This is a genomic window from Bradyrhizobium sp., from assembly GCF_017881085.1.
GTDB lineage: Bacteria > Pseudomonadota > Alphaproteobacteria > Rhizobiales > Xanthobacteraceae > Bradyrhizobium.
Genome location: NZ_JADGRI010000071.1, coordinates 1 through 18,617, shown reverse-complemented (window position 1 = coordinate 18,617; position 18,617 = coordinate 1). Strand labels below are relative to the sequence as shown.

Below are 18,617 nucleotides of genomic sequence, written 5' to 3'. Positions count from 1 at the left end.
TCGATGCTGAAGGTGCGGCTGGTGCGCTCGCGCGGCGCAAAGGGAAACACTGGATCGACCGGCGCGCTGGGGCGCGGAGGGCGGATGCTCGGCGAGATCGAGGAATACTTTATTGAAGGCCTGGTGGTCGGCGACACGTTTGTCTTTGGCGGCGAGGTCGTTCGCTACGAGGCGCTGGCCGAGGATCAGGTCTACGTCTCCCGCGCCAACGACAAGGACGCAAAAGTGCCGTCCTATATGGGCGGCAAGTTTCCGCTCTCGACCTATCTGGCCGAACGGGTCCGCAACCTGCTTGCCGACAAGCGCGCCTGGAACGCCCTGCCGGATCAGGTCCGCGACTGGCTGTCGTTGCAGGCGCACCTGTCGCGCGTCCCCGGCGCGCGCGAACTGGTGGTGGAAACCTTTCCGCGCGCCAACAAGCATTATCTTGTCTGCTATCCCTTCGAGGGGCGCCTAGCGCATCAGACCCTCGGCATGCTGCTGACGCGGCGGTTGGAGCGCGCCCGCGCCCGGCCGCTCGGCTTTGTCGCCAATGAATATGCGCTCGCCGTATGGTCGCTCGGCGACATGTCGTTCATGATCCGCCAGGGAAGACTCGATCTCGACGCGCTGTTCGATCCGGACATGCTGGGCGACGATCTCGAGGCGTGGCTGGCGGAATCCGCGCTGATGAAGCGCACCTTCCGCACCTGCGCCATCATTTCCGGGTTGATCGCCCGACGTTTCACCGGCGAGGAAAAGACCCGGCGGCAGGTGCTGTTCTCGACCGACCTGATCTATGACGTGCTGCGCAAGCACCAGCCCGACCATGTGCTGTTGCGCGCGGCGCGCGCCGATGCCGCCACCGGGCTGCTCGATATTCGCCGGCTCAGTGATATGCTGCTTCGAATCAAGGGACGAATCGCCTACAGGGAACTCAACCGGATTTCGCCGCTTGCGGTGCCGGTGATGCTGGAAATCGGCCGCGAAGCGGTTTATGGCGAAGCATCCGACGAGTTGCTGGCGGAGGCCGCCGAGGAACTGGTCAAAGAGGCGACTGGATAGAGGCGACTGGACAGACCGTGACGGCACGCGCGTACTCCCTGGACGACGAACCATCCGCCGCGCGCATCTCGACCGTCGATGTCGCGGGAGTGACGTTCGTCGCCGATCTCTCCGGCGCGCTGTTCTGGGAAGCGCAGCGCCTGCTTGTCGTCTCCGACCTGCATCTGGAAAAGGGCTCCAGTTTCGCCGCGCGCGGCGTGCTGCTGCCGCCCTACGATACGGTAGCGACGCTCGGACGCCTCAGCGCCGTGATCGCGCGGCACGATCCGCGCATGGTGATTGCGCTCGGCGACAGTTTTCATGACCGCGAGGCTCATGGCCGGCTGTCCGCACCGGACCGCGATGCGATCGCGGGCCTGCAGGCGCGGCGCGACTGGATCTGGATTTCAGGCAATCACGACCCGGCGCTGCCGCCCGATCTCGGCGGTGTGGTCGCCGGCGAAGTCGCGATCGGACCGATCGCTTTCCGGCACGAGCCGACCGGTGCCGTTGGCGAAATCGCGGGGCACCTGCACCCCAAGGCGCGGGTGTCGACGCGGGGCCGCTCGATGGAGCGGCGGTGTTTTGCGAGCGACGGCGAACGCGCGGTGATGCCGGCATTCGGCGCCTACGCCGGAGGCCTCAGCATCCGCGACGCGGCATTTTCAAGAATATTCCAGACGCTGGGCTTCATGGCCCATGTGCTCGGCGATGCCAGACTGCACACCATCGCCGCCTCGCGCTGCTATTGAATGTCGCCTATCCATCGGCTTCATCCTGAGGAGCGGTCACTTGGTCGCGACTCGAAGGATGGACGCTCGCACGCCTGTTGCCATCCTCGAGACGCGCGCAAGAGCGCGCTCCTCACAATGAGGCGTGCATCAATCCTTGCGGAATACGATCGAGGCGATCCAGCCAGTCATCAGCGCCATGCAGGCGGTGATCAATCCATAGGCGAGGCCGTTCTGACGGGCGGTGGTGGCGACGAACTGCTCGAAACCCACCTTGACGATCTCGAACGCGGTGTCGGTCTTGGTCACCAGCGCGCCGTCGGAAAACAGTTTTATCTCGACGCCATAGGTGCCGATCGGCACTTCGCCCGGAAGCGGAATGCCGGTGCGAAACAGCGTCGGCGTGAGGAAGGTGACCGCGGAAGTGTCTTCGCGATAGAGGCCGTGTTCGCTGCGCAGCCGCACGAAGGCGCGGCGGAACGCATCGTTCGGCACCACGTCGGCATAGTCGGGCCCGACGCGCTGGGTCAGCAGCACATTGTTGAGCCCGAGCTGCTGCCGCCGCGCCACGTCGGGCGAAGCGATGGCGTCGAAAGGCCGGTTGGCAAACAAGGCGAGATAGGTCGGCACTTCCAGGAACTGGCGGTAGTCGGTGTTGATCCAGATGCCGAATTTGCGCTCCTTGCGGCGTGTCACCATGTTCGCGCGGGGTCCGGAGACGGTGACCACGAGATCGTAGGTGTTGCGGGTGGCGGGGGTAGAGGCGTCCTTTTCGACCGAGCCGAACAGCACGAGCTCCTCGCCGGAATAGTTCGGCGTCACCGTGACCCGATGGTTGGAGACCGACACGATCAGCCGCTCCGCGCGCGCCGGTGGTGGCGGCAAAAGCGCGCCGAGCGCCAGCACGGCGCCGACCATGGTGAGCAAAGCGCGCCTGATCATCCGGCGCCTCCGGTTTCCCGGATGGTGAAGAGATCGTCGGGGCGGAGCACCAGTTCGATCGCGAAGCGGATTCCGACCGCGAGCACCAGTAGCCCCAGCAACAGCCGCAGATGTTCGCCGCGGATCTTCTGGCCGGCGCGGGCGCCGAACTGCGCGCCGGTGACGCCGCCGACCATCAGGATCAGCGCCAGCACGGCGTCGACCAGATGGTTGGTAGCCGCGTGCAGCAGCGTGGCGAACAGCATGGTGACCAGCGTCAGCACCATCGAGGTGCCGATCACGGTCGCGGTCGGCACCCGCAAGAGATAGATCATGATCGGGACCAGGATGAAGCCGCCGCCGACGCCCATCACCGCGCCGATGAAGCCGATGATGATTCCGACCACGACCACCGGAATCACCGACAAATAGATCTTGGAGCGCTTGAAACGCATCTTCAGCGGCAGGCCGTGAATCCAGCCATGGCTGCCGGAGCGGCGCAACGGCACCGCCACGCCGCGGCGGACGCGCAAGAGGGCGCGCAGGCCTTCCCAGAACATCAGTCCGCCCACGGTGGTCAGCAGCACGACATAGGACAGCGCGATCATCAGATCGAGCTGGCCGAGCGAGCGCAACAGCGTGAAAGTCCAGACACCGAGCATGGTGCCGATCGTGCCGCCGCTCAGCAGCACCAGCGCCAGCGCCGGATCGATGGCGCGGCGGCGCCAGTAGGACAGCGCGCCGGAAAACGACGAGGCCGCGATATGGCTGGCGACGGAGGCGACCGCGACGGCGGGCGCGATGCCGATGAAGATCAAGAGCGGCGTCATCAGAAACCCGCCGCCGATGCCGAACATGCCAGACACGAAACCCACCGCCGCGCCCATCGCCAGGATGAGGAAAACGTTGACCGGTATGTCGGCGATCGGAAGGTAAAGCTGCACGCGCGTCCGCTTTTTTTGATTGAGCCGTGAGGCTGGCCGGGACCGCTCGCGGCTTGGTTTCCTGATCGAGCAAGTGGGATCGACGTCCCCCTGCATAACCGAATTCGCCCTTCGGAGGGACTAAAGAATCCCGCGCCAGGCGGCTTTTTTGACGCGGCCCGCCGCGCACCTCCGGATGTGGTGAATAATTGCGATTAAGGGGCCGTGGCTCAGGGCTTCCCGAGCGGCTCGGTGACGAGGTTCATCGCCGCGGCTTCCCTCACGCCGAGCCAGCGGATGTCCCTGGTTTGAGACATCGCCTGCACGACGGCGGGGGACACGCCCATCTTCGTCATGTACCCCAACAAAAAGCCCGCAATGCGCTGGGTGGAAGCGACGGGGTCGCGCAGCGGAGCCGTAGCCTCAAACTGGTGTATCCCCAGCATAGAACCCTCCACGCCATAGCGTGTCTGGCCTCCGGCATAGACGAGCACGCAGGCGCTGGCACAATAGGCAGGGCGGACTTGACCCGAGACGTCGACGACGCCGACGACGGTCACCAGTCCGCGGGCTCGAATGATTTCGCCCATGATAATGCCCTGGTTCAAGTCGCCGCCCGGCGACGACAGCACCACGGCGTCGCCGGCCGCGAGGTGGCCCTCGTCGAGCCTGTCCCGGAACCAGTTCGCGCTGGCGGCGCCGATTTCCCCGCTGATCGCGAGCGCGTGCCGGCCATGGCCCGGGCCGTCGAAATCGACATTGGTCAGCGCCGAAGTCATCTTCGGGCCGAGATACGACTCTTTCCAATAGGCCCACGCCTCGGGCCTCGACAGATCCCGATACGCGCGGATGCCGACGCCACTCACCAGGAGAACGAAGAGCACGGCCGACCACAAATGCCGCTTGCTGCGGATGGCAAGCAGTGGCCGCGCCGCGGGCCGATCGACTGGTCTAGGCGGCGGTGCGACCCGAGGTCCGGTCGGCGAGCTTCGGAAACCAGTCGCCTGGTTGTGCCGATCATCGAAGGACAAGTGATTTCCCCCGGCGTTGAAACTCTCGGCCGTCGAACCGGCCGGGCGGCTATCGCTTGCGCAGGTTTGGCGACGCGCTTGTCTGTAAGGTCTTGTCGGGAATGAATATGATGGCGATGCCGCCATCGCGTCAATGCGCGCTGGCGGTTCGCTTGGTCGCAGCCGGCTTGGCCGCGGGCTTGGCTGGTTTGGCCTGCGCCTGCGCCGGCGCGGAGTCCCATCCGCCGGCCGGGCTTGCCACGTTGACGGCGTCGTCGGGCTGGGGTTCGGCCGTGAAGGTCTGGATCGCGAGCCTGGCCGCGGCCAGCGATTGGGGATCGAGCCGCTTGGCGATATCGTCGCGCTTGCGCGCGGCATCCGCATCGCCCTGCGCCGCCGCCAGGCTGAACCATTTGAAGGATTCGGCAAGGTTCTGTTCGACGCCGATGCCGCGGGCGTAGAGGATGCCGAGGTTGAACTGGCTGTCGGCGACACCGCGATCGGCGGCCTTGCGGAACCATTGCGAGGCGCTCTTGTAGTTGGCGCCCTTGCCGCCGCCGTCGGCGTCAAGCACCGCCAGATTATGCATCGCCTTGGCGTTGCCGCGCTCGGCGGCCTGCAGATAATAGCGCCGCGCGATATCGGCGTCCTTTTTCACGCTGAGGCCCTTTTCGTAGAAGGTCCCGAGCCTGAAGATCGCCGGCACCACACCGGCCTGGGCCGCGCGGTCGTACCATTTTGCGGCTTCGTCGTAATTCGGCGGCAGGCCTTTGCCTTCGGCGAAACGCAGCCCGACCTCATAGGCCGCGGCAGGATCGCCCTTCAGCGCAGCCGCGCGCAGCACCGGACCGCCGATGCCGTCCGGCAGGCTCTCGCTCGGCGGCACCTGCACCTGACCGAGCTTCCTGCCGGTCGAGGTCATCTGCGGAGCCGGAATCGCGCCCGTGATATCGTTTGAAGTGACCGGCGAGGCTGCGGACGCCGAGGAGCCTTGCGGGATCGCAACCGAGGCCGCGCTGTCGGGGTCGCTGGTCGCGGGGGTATTGAGCGATTGCCGGCCGATCGGCGTCGGCGAGGTCATCGAGGGCGCTGCCGGATCCGGCATCGCCGGCCTGGCGCTGTCCTCCGCGGGCGGTTGAGCCGCAGCCGGAGGCGCGCTCGATCTCTCCATCGCAGGTATCGCCGGCAGGCTGCCGCCATCGAGCAGCGACATCGCCATCTTGAAGGTGCCGAGCACGATCACGACCACGCTCGCGCCGACCAGCAGCGATTTGATCTTGGAGGTGATCGACGATCCCTCCTTGGCCTTGTCGCCGGCGGGTTTCTTCACCGAGCCGCGGGTGCCCTTGCCGTCAGCGGGTTGCGCGGCCGCGGCGGCCTGGGCCGCGCGGCGGGCGGCGGCAATGAAACTCGATGTGCTGACCTTCTCGCTGCTCTTCTCGCGGCTGGCCGCGGGGATATCGCTGATGGCGTTTTCCGAAGCCGCGATGCGTTCCGACGGCGAGGCGGTGCGGCCGGTCGGCCGCGTGCCCGGTTCGAGCGGGTGATCGGGCGGCAGGTCCGGCTCGATCGGGGTGCGCGTCTGCGTGTGCGGCTCGAGAATTTCGCTGATGGCGCGCGGCGTCACCACGGCTGCAACCGGAATCGGCGGCGGCACGGCCTGGAATTCCCGCGGCGCCGCGGCGAAGTGTTCGTGCGCCGCGGCGGGATTGGGCAATTCGGGTTTTGATTGCGGCGGCAGCGCGTCGCGCGCGGCGGCGGCCTGCGGGGGGGCGGCTTCCGGCGCCGGCGCAACGGGCTGGGTGCGAACCGCGCGCAGATCGCCTTCGATCATCGCCAGCCGGTCGACCACATGGCCGAGCGTGCTGTGCACGGCCTCGAGCGAATCCTGGGTGTGACGGCCGGCTTCGGTCTGGCTGAAGCGGATGTCGGACAATTCGCGCTTGACGACATCGATCAGGCCGTTGTCGGCGGGCTCGGTGCTGTCGCGATTGTTCTGGGCCATCGCGGCGAAGCTCGCGTTCTGGTTTTCCAGATGGCGCAGAATTTCATGCAGCCCGTCCTCGACCCGTCCGAGATCGAGCGAGGGGCGGCTGTCGGTCGAGGCTTCCAGCCGTTCGAGCAGATAGGTCACACGCTGCTCGAGATGGGCGAAAGCCGACGCGTTGTCGTTGCCGACCGGCATGCGGTCGATGCGGTCCGACAGCGCCCGCAAGGCGCCTTCGAGCTGTTCGGTATTTTCGCCTGCCGCCGGGCGTTCGCGGCTTTCCAGCGTCGAGGTCAGCGCCGCGATGCGCTGTTCGAGGACCGCGAAGGAATCGCTGCTGTTTCCGGAGCTGGCAAGCTGATCGACCTTGGACGACAAGGTGTGCACGTCGTCGCTGAGCCGGGCCAGCGCGTCGTTGGAGGCCACATTGGAGACGATGGCGCGCAGGGCTGCGATGGCGCCTTCGAGCTGCTGCACGGTGGAGGGATCGTCGTTGGCGCGCAGGATCAGGTCGAGCTTGGCGCCGAGATTGCGGATCGCCTCGTCATAGCCGGCCAATTGCTCCGCCGGCGTCAGCGAACGCAGCACTTCGCGAATTTCGCTCAAGGCCTGTTCGATGCCGGCCAGCGCCTTTGCGTCGATGCCGTCGTGGCGGGTTTCGTCGATGCGGCGGGACAGCGAGCGGATTTCGTTTTCGATCGATTCGATCGCCTGGCGCGGCATCGCCTCGGTGATGGCGATACGGATCTCCGCCAGCTCGGAGCGGAACGCGACGATCGATTGCTCGATCCCGTCGGGACGCTGCAGCGCTTCGATCTGGCTCGTGATCTTGAACAGATGGCGTTCGAGCGAGGAAAAATCCGGGCCCGGAGCCGCGGCCGGCGCCATCGGAGGCGGCGCCATCGCGGGCGCCATGACAGGTGCGGTGGGCGGCGCGCTGCGCGGCGGCATCTGCCGCGGCGCCGGAGCATCGAGTTCGCTCTGGCGCGCCGTGATTTCCGCGATCGCAAAATCGAACGAGGCCGGGCTGAGCGGCGGGGAGGGACGATAGACCTGGGCGGCGGCGCGCTCGACCATCTCGGCCTGGCGCTGCTTGTCCTGCTCGGCCTGCCGCGGTGCTTGCGGGGCCGAGATCTGCGCCAGCCGCGCGTCGAGGCGGGAGATCGCGTCGTTGAGCTGCTTGGCGACGGCCTGCTCGCTGCGCGGGGCGGCGTCGTTGCTGGGAGCCTCGCTGCGCGACATGTCGATGCGCGGTGTATCGCTGCGCGGCGCTATATCGCTGCGCGCGGCTATATCGCTGCGCGGCTTGGGCTGCGAAATCTGCTCGATCTGGCGGGTGATGGAATCCAGCCGCTGATGGATATCGGCGACGTCGCGGCTCTCCCGGCTCGGCGCCATCACGCGCTGGTCGGGAGGAGTGCGGAAATCCGGAGGCACGGAAGCGCCGATGGTGGAATTGAGCCAGTCGTTCAGCGACATGCCCGCGCGTCGCGCAGCGGCCTCGGCCCTCTCGCGGACGGATGGATCGATGCCTTCGACACTCCACGATACGCGCGAATTCATGCTTTCGTCCGGTTCCAGACTTCGGCGCTCCACCTGCGCCTCCAGCCTCCCCGCGCGTCCCGATCGAAAGACAATCGGATTCCGTGCAGGTCGTCTGCCTCAGATCCCGACTTTTTCGCGTTACGGTAAATAACGGGTTAAGGTTTCGCGCCGTTGAGCAGTAAGTTTACCAGCAGGACGAAATCGATGCGGTTTTGGCCGGGAACGGCCGCCGGGCAGCCGCGGCGAGGAACCGATATCGAGCGCGGTCAGGACGCGTCGGCGCGTCCCTTGTTGTCGCGCGCGCCATCGTCGAGCGGCACGACATTCCCGGGATTGGCGACGGCGGACAAGGCATCGAGGGCCTCTTCGCACCACTCCGCCACCAGACGCTCATGACGCAGCCCGATGCGAAGCCCGAGCAACTTGCCGGTATCCGCCGCCGAGACGGCGCCGTGGGGAAAGAGTTTGTTGAGAATGCGTTCGTAGCGGGCGGAACGATCGCGGTGGTATTCCTGTCGCGCCATGAGGTCGGCGCGCAAGGGTTCGATGTCGATGCTGTCCAGCGCGCACAGCCGCACCAGGAGATCGTCCTTGATCGACGGCGGGACGCTCGGCCGGGCCGCCCAGTGCTTCAGCGCGGCGCGGCCCTCTGATGTGAGGGTGTAGACCAGCTTGTTGGGCTTGCCCGACTGCACGACCTCGCGGCCCTGGACGTGGCCACGGTCCCGAAGCCGCGATAGCTCGCGGTAGATCTGCTGATGATTGGCCTTCCAGAAGAACCCGATCGATGAATCGAACGTCTTGGCGAGCTCATAGCCCGTCATCGGACGTTCGGTCAGGCATGCAAGGATTGCGTCACCCAGCGCCACGACACGACCTCCTTCCAACAAAGGCTGAGCGTTGACTTTATGCATAAAAGCGCATATGCGTCAATATGCATATCGATTGCCCCCGGACCTTTCCCTCTGCCGTTCGAGTCGTTTTCACCCACAGGAGACGTCCAATGAGCATGACCGGCCTCGACAAATGGTACGACTACATGAAATCCCATGATCGCGCGGCGCTCTGGGATCTCTTGCATCCGGACGCCGTGTTCGAAAGCCCTGTCGTGCATACGCCGCAACGCGGCCGCGACATCACCTTCAAGTATCTGTCGAGTGCGGAAACGGTGCTGGGCGGTCCGGGCTTCGCCTATGTCGGCGAATGGCGCAGCGATAGCGGCGCGGTCCTCGAGTTCGAAAAAGAGATCGACGGGATCAGGATCAACGGCGTCGATATCATCCGTTTCAGCGATGACGGCCGCATCACGCATTTCAAGGTGATGGTGCGTCCGCTCAAGGCGATCAACCTGCTGCATCGGCTGATGGGAGAACAACTGTCGATGGCGCGAAGCGATACCGGCGTCGCAAAGTCGCAACCGCCGGCTTGATACTAACTGCCCCGGATCGCCCGAACCGGGTAAGGTCAATTCCAGGAACTGAGCGATTGCTGCGCTGCATGAACTCCCCTAAAGGAGCCGCCAGCGAGCTGAGAGGAAGCCCATGCCGATCTACAAAGCCCCCGTGGAAGACGTCAATTTCCTGCTCAACGACGTGTTTCAGATCGACCGTTACGACAATCTCCCCGGCTTTTCCGACGCCTCCGCCGATGTGCGCGAGGCGATCCTGGGCGAGGCCGCGAAACTGGCGGAAGAAGTATTGCAGCCGCTCAACCGAGTCGGCGACCTCGAAGGCTGCACCCGTCATGACGATGGCAGCGTGACCACCCCGAAGGGCTTCAAGGAAGCCTACAAGCAGGTCGCCGAAGGCGGCTGGCTGGGTCTGTCCGCGCCGGCGGAATATGGCGGGCAGGGTCTGCCGGTGACGCTGAGCCAGGCGGTCAACGAATTCCAGTGTTCGGCGAACATGGCGTTTTCGATGTATGGCGGCCTGACGATGGGCGCCACCGCGGCGCTGATGGTGCACGGCAAGCCCGAACAGAAGAAGATGTTCGTGCCGAAGATGGTGGCCGGCGAATGGACCGGCACCATGAACCTCACCGAGCCGCAATGCGGCACGGATCTCGGCCTGCTGCGCACCAAAGCCGTCAAGCAGGCCGACGGCAGCTTCAAAATATCGGGCACCAAGATCTTCATTTCCGCCGGCGAGCATGACCTGGCTGACAACATCATCCATCTGGTGCTCGCCCGCATCGAGGGTGCGCCCGCTGGCATCAAGGGCGTGTCGCTGTTCGTGGTGCCGAAAATCCTGGTCAAGGCCGACGGTTCGCTGGGCGCGCGCAACGGCGTCACCTGCGGCTCGATCGAGCACAAGATGGGCATTCACGGCAATTCCACCTGCGTGATGAATTACGACGGCGCCACCGGCTGGCTGATCGGCGAGGAAAACAAGGGCATGCAGGGCATGTTCGTGATGATGAACGAGGCCCGGCTGGGCGTCGCGGTGCAGGGGCTGGCGCAATCCGAGGTCGCCTACCAGAACGCGGTCGCCTATGCCCGCGACCGTCTGCAGGGCCGCTCGCTGTCGGGGCCGAAGGCGCCGGACAAACCGGCCGACCCGATCATCGTCCATCCCGACGTGCGCCGCACGCTGCTCACCATCCGCGCCTTCAACGAGGCGGCCCGCGCCATGGTGGTGTGGACCGCGCTCAAAAGCGATGTCGCCCACCGCTCCAGCGATCCCAAGGATCGCCAAGAGGCCGACGACCACATGGGGCTGATGACGCCGGTCATGAAGGGCGTTCTGACCGACGTCGGATTTTCCAACGCGGTGCTGGCGCAGCAGATGTATGGCGGCCACGGCTACATCGCCGAACAGGGCATGGAGCAATTCGTGCGCGATGCCCGCATCGCCATGATCTATGAGGGCGCCAACGGCATTCAGGCGCTGGATCTGGTCGGTCGCAAACTGCCGCGCGACGGCGGCCGGGCCGTGATGGCGTTTTTCGGCGAAGTGGCGGCGTTCGCCAAGGATCACGGCGCGGACGAAGCCATGAAGCCCTATGTCGCGCCGATGAGCACCGCGCTCGGTCACCTGCAGCAGGCTACCACCTGGCTGATGCAGAATGCGATGATGAAGCCCGACAATGCGGGTGCGGCCGCCACCGACTACATGCAGCTGTTCGGCCTCGTCACGTTCGCCTTTATGTGGGCGCGGATGGCGAAAGTGGCCCAGGACAAGATTGCAGCCACCGGCGCGACGCCCTATCTGACCACCAAGCTGGTGACCGGCCGCTTCTTCATGGAACGCATGCTGCCGGAAACATCGGTTCATCTCGCCCGCATCCAGACCGGATGCGCGACCACCATGGAATTGGCCGCGGAAGCGTTCTGACCGCAGAAACGCTCCCAAAGGCCCGCTACAGCTTCCCGATCCGCCGATATATTATGATCCTCATACCAGGAGGGCGTCATGCCTGAGGCATTCATCTACGATCACGTTCGCACGCCGCGCGGCCGCGGCAAGCCCGATGGCGCGCTGCACGAGGTCACCGCGGTGGCGCTGGCCACCGCGCCGCTGAAGGCGCTGAAGGAACGCAACAACCTCAGGGAGGACATAGTCGACGACGTCATCCTCGGCGTGGTCGATCCGGTCGGCGAGGCCGGCTCCGACATCGCGCGCTTCGCGGCCATGAACGCCGGCCTCGGCGAAGCCGTGCCCGGCATCCAGATCAGCCGCTTCTGCGCCTCCGGCCTCGATGCCGTGAACTTCGCCGCCGCCCAGATCATGAGCGGCCAGCATGAACTCACGATCGGCGGCGGCGCCGAATCGATGAGCCGCGTCGGCATCGGCGCCTCCGGCGGCGCCTGGCCGATGGACCCCTCGATCGCGGTGCCGACCTACTTCATGCCGCAGGGCGTTTCCGCCGACCTGATCGCAACCAAATACGGTTTCTCACGCGACGACGTCGACGCCTATGCGGTGCAGAGCCAGCAGCGCGCCGCGAAGGCCTGGGACGAGGGCCGCTTCAAGAATTCGGTGATCCCGGTCAAGGACGTCAACGGCCTCACCATCCTGGCCAAGGACGAGCACATGCGGCCGACGACGACCATGCAGTCGCTCGGCCAGCTGCAGCCGTCGTTCGTGGCGATGGGGCAGATGGGTGGCTTCGACGCGGTGGCGATCCAGTCGCATCCGGAAATCGAGCGCATCAATTACGTGCATCACGCCGGCAATTCCTCTGGCATCGTCGACGGCGCCGGCGCGGTGCTGCTCGGCAGCAAGGAAGCCGGCAACAAGCACGGCCTGAAGGCGCGGGCGAAGATCCGCGCCTTCGCCAATATCGGCTCGGAGCCGGCGATGATGCTGACCGGTCCGGTCGACGTCACCGAAAAGCTGTTCGAACGCTCGGGCATGAAGAAGTCGGACATCGATCTGTTCGAGTTGAACGAGGCTTTCGCCTCGGTGGTGCTGCGCTACATGCAGGCTTTCGACATCGATCCCGCCAGGATCAACGTCAATGGCGGCGCGATCGCGCTCGGCCATCCGCTCGGCGCGACCGGCGCCATGATCCTGGGCACCGTGCTCGACGAGCTCGAGCGCACCAACAAACAGACCGCCCTGGTCACGCTGTGCATCGGCGGCGGCATGGGCACCGCCACCATCATCGAAAGAGTCTAAGCCGTAGGGGTGGGCAAGGCAAAGCGTGCCCACCATCACTAGCACTGAATGAAATGGTAGGCACTGCGCGAAGCGCGCGCCCTTGCCCGCCCTGCGCAGCGATCGAATTGGGAGCGACAACATGGCCTTCAAGAATTTCAAAGTTGAGACCGACGCCGACGGCATTGTGCTGGTGACCTGGGACACCCCGGGCCGGTCGATGAACGTGCTCGACGAAACCTCGGTCACCGAACTCGAGGAGATCGTGAAACAGACCTCCGCCGATGCCGCGGTGAAGGGCGTCGTCATCACCTCGGGCAAGGAAGCGCTGTGCGCCGGCGCCGATCTGTCAATGCTCGAGGGCATGAGCCACCAATATGCCGACATGCTGAAGGCCAAGGGCGAGGTCGCGGCCAACCAGGTGCTGTTCGACCAGAGCCGCCGGTTCTCGCAGGTGTTTCGCAATATCGAAACTTCGGGCAAGCCGTGGGTCGCCGCGATCAACGGGCTGGCGCTCGGTGGCGGGTTTGAACTCACGCTGGCGTGCCACTACCGCGTCGCCGCGCAAAATCCGAAGACCCGGCTCGGCCTCCCCGAGATCAAGGTCGGGCTGTTCCCCGGCGCCGGCGGCACCCAGCGGGTGCCGCGCATCGTGCAGCCGCAGGATGCCATGCAGCTGCTGCTGAAGGGCGAGGCCATCAACCTCGACAAGGCCAAGGCGCTTAATCTGATCCACGCCATCGTTCCGGCAGCCGATCTGATCAAGGCGGCGAAGGAATGGATCAAGAGCGGCGGCAAGGCGGTCGCGCCGTGGGACGAGAAGGGCTTCAAGCTGCCGGGCGGTCCGGTGTTCTCCAAGGCCGGCATGATGATGTTCCCTGCCGGCAACGCGATCTACCGCCGCGAGACCTACGACAATTATCCGGCGGCGCGCGCGATCATGAGCTGCGTCTACGAGGGCCTGCAGCTGCCGATCGATGCTGCGTTGCGGGTCGAATCGCGTTACTTCACCCAGATCCTGCGCTCCAAGGAAGCGGCGGCGATGATCCGCAGCCTGTTCCTGTCGATGCAGGAACTGAACAAGGGGGCGCGGCGTCCGCAAAACGTGCCGCCGACCAAGGTGAAGAAGCTCGCCATCATCGGCGCCGGCTTCATGGGCGCCAGCGTCGGTTACGTCTCGGCGCGCGCCGGCATCGACGTGGTGCTGATCGACCGCGACCAGGCCAGCGCCGACAAGGGCAAGGGCCACGCGGCTGCCGTGATCGACGATCTCATCAAGAAGGGCCGCGCCAAGGAAGGCGATCGCGAGGCCATCCTCGGCCGCATCAGCGCGACCGCCGACTACAACGTGCTGAAGGACTGCGACCTCATCATCGAAGCGGTGTTCGAGGATCGGAAAGTGAAGGCGGAGACCTACGCCAAAGCGCAGCCGCTGTTGAAGCCGGATGCGATCTTTGCCTCCAACACCTCGACGCTGCCGATCAATTCGCTGGCCGAGGAGTTCAAGGACCAGGGCAAGTTCATCGGCATCCACTTCTTCTCGCCGGTCGAGAAGATGATGCTGGTGGAGATCATCGTCGGCAAGAACACCAACGACACGGCGCTGGCCACCGCGCTGGATTACGTCCGCGTGATCGGCAAGACGCCGATCGTGGTCAATGATAGCAGAGGCTTCTTCGCCAACCGCTGCGTGCTGCGCTTCACCGCCGAGGGCCTCGAAATGCTGATGGAAGGCGTGCCGCCGGCGATGATCGAGAACACCGCGAAGATGGCGGGCATGCCGGTCGGGCCGCTGTCGCTGTCCGATGAGGTCGCGCTCGACCTCGTGCTCAAGATCATGAAGGCGACGGAAGCCGATCTCGGCGCCAACGCCGTCGACCAGGCCCAGAAGAAGCTTCTGGTCGAGATGGTCGAAAAGCAGGGCCGCTTCGGCCGCAAGAACGCCAAGGGATTTTACGATTATCCCGAGAAGGGCAAGGGCCAGAAGAGCCTGTGGTCGGAATTGAGCGGCCTGCAGCCGAAGCATCTCGACCCCGACACGCTCGACATCGAGGAGATGAAGCAGCGCTTTTTGGTGGTGCAGGCGGTGGAAGCCGCGCGCACCGTCGAGGATCGCGTCATCACCGACATGCGCGAGGCCGATGTCGGCTCGATCCTCGGCTTCGGCTTTGCGCCGTTCACCGGCGGCACGCTGTCCTATATCGACTTCATGGGTACCAAGAAGTTCGTCGAACTGTGCCACAAGCTCGAAGGCAAATACGGCTCCCGCTTCACCCCGCCGAAACTGCTGGAAGAGATGGCGGCCAAGGGCGAGACCTTCTACGGCCGCTTCCCGCCGAAGAAGATGGCGGCGGCGTAAGACGCGCCGTTAAACGCGGGCGCAAATATCTCGTCGTCCCCGTTCGAAGTAATAAAGGGCCGGATCATCGATCCGGCCCTTCTGTTTCGAGTTCGGCAAAACTTCACGCCGCCTTCATCAGGCCTTCCTTGGTCAGCGCCTGCTGCACCATCGGGCGGGCGCCGACGCGGGCCTTGTAGGCCAGGAGGTTCGGCATCGCGGAGAGGTCGAACTTCATGCGGTCGGCCCAGGCCAGCATCGTGAACAGATAGCCGTCGGCGACGCTGAACTGCTTGCCCATCAGATAGTCGCGGCCGGCGAGCACGCCGTCGAGATACTTGAACTTGCCCATCACCCGGTCCTTGAAGAAGGCCTTGGCGTCGTCGGCCAGCACCGGCGAGAACATCGGGCCGAAATTCTTGTGCAGTTCGGTGCCGACGAAGTTGAGCCACTCCAGGAGCTTGTAGCGCTCGGCGCTGTCGCGGGCGGGCGCCAGATTCTTGCCCGCGGCCTTGTCGGCGATCATCTGCACAATGACCGGGCCTTCGGTGATGAGCTCGCCTGAGTCCAGCGCCAGCGCCGGCACCTGGCCCTTGGGGTTGATCTTGAGGAAGTCGTCGCCGTTCTCGAGCTTCTTGGCCTTGAGGTCGACCTTGACCAGATCATAGGGCAGGCCGGCCTCGCACAGCGCGATATGGGGCGAAAGCGAACAGGCTCCAGGCGAATAATACAGTTTCATCGGAATTTTCCTTCCCTCGGATGATTGGCTATGGGCGCTACCGCCCGGCCGATCCTGACTGGACCAGAACCGGTCCGGCTCCAAATCTCTATTTCGTTACGCTTTCTTCACGCGAAGCGGCATCCGCTCCGCTTGAAAACGCTGTTGGATGACTAAATGCATCTGCATTGAATAGTCAAGATTGATGCAGCTGCATTAAGTAGGCTACAATCCCTTGTCATCTAAAGAGCCCTGACATGAAGCGCAAACCATCGACCGAGGCGACCGCCGCCTGGATCCGCCTGATGCGGGTCCAGAGCCGGGTGCTGGACGCCGTCGAGCAGGATTTGAAGAAGTCCGGCTTTCCGCCGCTCGCCTGGTATGACGCGCTGCTCGAACTGTCGCGCGCGCCGTCGGGAGAGATGCGCCCGGTGGAACTGGAAAAGCAGATGCTGATCCCGCAATACTCGACCTCGCGGCTGATCGACCGGCTGGTGGACGAGGGACTGGCAGCGCGGCGCGAATGCAAGATCGACAAGCGCGGCCAGTTCGTCGAAATCACCGAGGCCGGACGCGAGTTGCAGAAGAAGATGTGGAGCGCCTATTCGGCCGCGATCGAAAAGCACGTTGGCTCGAAGCTGTCCGATGCGGATGCCGCCAAGCTCTGCGGCCTGCTCGACCGGCTGGGCTGCTCCTGCGGCGAGGCGCAACTGCTCGCCGCAAGAGACGGCGCGCCCGCCCGATGATATTCTTTTCACCACTCGCATCCCCGGACCGGTCGGTTCGGGGATACCCCCGACACCGCGCGCGTTCCGTCGAAGCGCCTTTCACCCGGAATTCTTATGGCGCGTGACCAGATCGATATGACGCCGCTGCAATCGCGCGCCGAATTGGTGGCGTGGCTGGAAGCGGGCGTGAAGCCGCCTTCGGAATTCCGGATCGGCACCGAACACGAGAAGACGCCGTTCACGCTCGAAGGCCATCATCCCGTTCCCTACGAGGGCGCGCGCGGCATCGGCGCGCTGCTCGAAGGCATGCAGCTTCTACTCGGCTGGGAGCCGATCATGGAGCGCGGCAACATCATCGGGCTGTATGATGTCACCGGCGGCGGCGCGATTTCGCTGGAGCCGGGCGGGCAATTCGAACTGTCCGGCGCGCCGGTCGAAACCGTGCACCAGACCCAGTCCGAACTGATGGCGCATCTGGCGCAGGTGCGCGAGATCGCTTCTCCGCTCGGCATCGGCTTTCTCGGGTTAGGCATGACGCCGTCATGGTCGCGCGCGCAGATTCCCATGATGCCCAAGGGCCGCTACAAGATCATGACCAACTACATGCCGAAGGTCGGAAAATACGGCATCGACATGATGTACCGGACCTGCACGGTGCAAACCAATCTCGACTTCTCCTCCGAAGCCGACATGGTCAAGAAGCTCCGGGTATCGGTGGCGCTGCAGCCGGTCGCGACCGCTTTGTTCGCCAATTCGCCGTTCACCGAAGGCAAGCCCAACGGCTTTTTGTCGTTCCGCTCCGAAATCTGGCGCGACACCGACAATGCGCGGGCCGGCATGCTGCCCTGGGCGTTCGAAGACGGCATGGGGTTCGAGCGCTGGGTCGACTATGCGCTCGACGTGCCGATGTACTTCATCAAGCGCGGCGACGAATATATCGATGTCGCCGGATCGTCGTTCCGCGATTTCTTCGACGGCAGGAATTCCGCATTTCCCGGCGAGCGTCCGACGCTGTCGGACTGGGCCAACCATCTTTCGACGATTTTCCCCGAGGTGCGGCTGAAGCGCTATCTGGAAATGCGCGGCGCCGACGGCGTGCCGTGGGGCCGGCTGCCGGCGCTGCCGGCGTTCTGGGTCGGCCTGCTCTACGACGATGTCAGCCTGGACGCCGCCTGGGATATCGCCAGGCACTGGACTGCGCACGAGCGTCAGGCGCTGCGCGACGACGTGCCGCGCCTCGGCTTCAAGGCCAAGATCAAGGATCGCTATCTGTTCGAAATCGCCAAGGAATGCCTGGCGGTGGCGCATTCGGGCTTGCGCCGGCGCGGCCGTGTCGATCACCTCGGCCGAGACGAGGGCCGACATCTCGAGCCGCTGGAGCGGATTATCGATTCGGGACGGACGCCGGCCGAGGAGATGCTGGAGAAATTCCACGGGGCCTGGCATGGCTCGGTGGAACCGGCCTATGACGAATACGCATTTTAGAGCATGATCCGAAAAGCATGCCCTCGGAATTGACGGGGGTAGCACCGGTTTTTGCGAAGAGATCATGCTCCGGCCGCGAACCGCCCTTTTCGCCGCAGGCGCAGACACCGTTCATCCGCCGTACAGGTTCGTGGCGATCAAATGGCAATCCGCCAGCGGCGGGGCGACCAACTAGTTGAAAGTCATCGCGAATGTGGGGAGGCCGCCTGCTCAGAGCGTGTTTGGCGACGCTTGCCGTCGTGGCGGCCGCGGTCGCCGCGCGACCCGCGCTGGCGCAGGCCAGTTTCGATCGTCCGGGCAGTGACTATCTGAGCTCGCCGGTGCCTTCGGGCGATCCGGCCGATTGCGCGCTGGTGTGCGAGCGCGACCGGCGCTGCCGGGCCTGGAGCTTCAACTATCCGAACGATGCCGCCGGCGGCGCGGTGTGCTGGCTGAAGAACAGCGTGCCCCCGCGCGTCCAGGATGATTGCTGCGTCTCGGGCGTGCGCGGCGCCGGCGTGGTGGAGCTGCGCAACAACGCGGTCGAGACCTCGATCGACCGGTTCGGCGGCGACTACCGCAATTTCGGACTCAAGCAAGGCGAGGGCGACGAGGCCTGCAAGGCGGCCTG

General features: G+C 64.9%; 14 protein-coding genes and 1 pseudogene. 9 read left to right on the top strand and 6 right to left on the bottom strand.

What is annotated here, in order from left to right; all coding sequences use genetic code 11:
- Positions 1-1,044, top strand: a pseudogene (locus QZ213_RS09465) (DNA ligase-associated DEXH box helicase); the annotation flags it as partial.
- Between the two features lie 17 nt (positions 1,045-1,061).
- A complete protein-coding gene (gene pdeM / locus QZ213_RS09460; protein ID WP_291685804.1) occupies positions 1,062-1,775 on the top strand; it encodes a ligase-associated DNA damage response endonuclease PdeM in 714 nt (237 codons plus the stop codon).
- A 129-nt stretch (positions 1,776-1,904) separates the two neighbouring features.
- Here the strand turns inward: pdeM and QZ213_RS09455 are convergent, their stop codons facing one another.
- The 5 genes from QZ213_RS09455 to QZ213_RS09435 all read right to left on the bottom strand — a co-directional run bounded on the left by QZ213_RS09455 (position 1,905) and on the right by QZ213_RS09435 (position 9,009).
- Positions 1,905-2,696, bottom strand: a complete 792-nt coding sequence (locus QZ213_RS09455; RefSeq protein WP_291685803.1) for a TIGR02186 family protein — start codon at positions 2,694-2,696, stop codon at positions 1,905-1,907.
- Entirely contained in the window at positions 2,693-3,619 is a 927-nt protein-coding gene (locus QZ213_RS09450; protein ID WP_291685802.1) for a sulfite exporter TauE/SafE family protein, read from the bottom strand. The genes QZ213_RS09455 and QZ213_RS09450 overlap by 4 nt, the downstream gene beginning before the upstream one ends.
- 209 nt (positions 3,620-3,828) lie before the next feature.
- Entirely contained in the window at positions 3,829-4,629 is an 801-nt protein-coding gene (locus QZ213_RS09445; protein WP_291685801.1) for a hypothetical protein, read from the bottom strand.
- 130 nt (positions 4,630-4,759) lie between these two features.
- Positions 4,760-8,158 carry a hypothetical protein gene (locus QZ213_RS09440; RefSeq protein WP_291685800.1) on the bottom strand — a complete coding sequence of 1,133 codons (3,399 nt, stop codon included), beginning with the start codon at positions 8,156-8,158 and terminating at the stop codon, positions 4,760-4,762.
- Positions 8,159-8,406: 248 nt separating this feature from the next.
- Positions 8,407-9,009, bottom strand: coding sequence for a PadR family transcriptional regulator (locus QZ213_RS09435; RefSeq protein WP_291685799.1), 603 nt, complete (start codon positions 9,007-9,009; stop codon positions 8,407-8,409).
- Positions 9,010-9,149: 140 nt separating this feature from the next.
- Here QZ213_RS09435 and QZ213_RS09430 point away from each other — a divergent pair, with 140 nt between their 5' ends.
- The 4 genes from QZ213_RS09430 to QZ213_RS09415 all read left to right on the top strand — a co-directional run bounded on the left by QZ213_RS09430 (position 9,150) and on the right by QZ213_RS09415 (position 15,097).
- Positions 9,150-9,569 carry a nuclear transport factor 2 family protein gene (locus QZ213_RS09430; RefSeq protein WP_291685805.1) on the top strand — a complete coding sequence of 140 codons (420 nt, stop codon included), beginning with the start codon at positions 9,150-9,152 and terminating at the stop codon, positions 9,567-9,569.
- 112 nt (positions 9,570-9,681) lie between these two features.
- Complete coding sequence (locus tag QZ213_RS09425; protein ID WP_291685798.1) at positions 9,682-11,472, top strand: acyl-CoA dehydrogenase C-terminal domain-containing protein; 1,791 nt, start codon at positions 9,682-9,684, stop codon at positions 11,470-11,472.
- Positions 11,473-11,550: 78 nt separating this feature from the next.
- Positions 11,551-12,759, top strand: a complete 1,209-nt coding sequence (locus tag QZ213_RS09420; RefSeq protein WP_291685797.1) for an acetyl-CoA C-acetyltransferase — start codon at positions 11,551-11,553, stop codon at positions 12,757-12,759.
- 121 nt (positions 12,760-12,880) lie between these two features.
- Complete coding sequence (locus QZ213_RS09415; protein ID WP_291685796.1) at positions 12,881-15,097, top strand: FAD-dependent oxidoreductase; 2,217 nt, start codon at positions 12,881-12,883, stop codon at positions 15,095-15,097.
- Between the two features lie 103 nt (positions 15,098-15,200).
- Here QZ213_RS09415 and gstA read toward each other — a convergent pair whose 3' ends face one another.
- Positions 15,201-15,815, bottom strand: a complete 615-nt coding sequence (gene gstA, locus QZ213_RS09410; RefSeq protein WP_291685795.1) for a glutathione transferase GstA — start codon at positions 15,813-15,815, stop codon at positions 15,201-15,203.
- 236 nt (positions 15,816-16,051) lie between these two features.
- Between gstA and QZ213_RS09405 the strand changes: the two genes are divergently transcribed.
- From QZ213_RS09405 to QZ213_RS09395, 3 genes are all read left to right on the top strand, one after another.
- On the top strand, positions 16,052-16,540 hold the full coding sequence (locus QZ213_RS09405) for a MarR family winged helix-turn-helix transcriptional regulator (RefSeq protein ID WP_291685794.1): 489 nt from the start codon (positions 16,052-16,054) through the stop codon (positions 16,538-16,540).
- Between the two features lie 96 nt (positions 16,541-16,636).
- On the top strand, positions 16,637-18,007 hold the full coding sequence (locus QZ213_RS09400; RefSeq protein ID WP_291685793.1) for a glutamate--cysteine ligase: 1,371 nt from the start codon (positions 16,637-16,639) through the stop codon (positions 18,005-18,007).
- Positions 18,008-18,198: 191 nt separating this feature from the next.
- Positions 18,199-18,617: PAN domain-containing protein (locus QZ213_RS09395; protein ID WP_291685792.1), on the top strand; the 419-nt coding region annotated here is incomplete at its 3' end.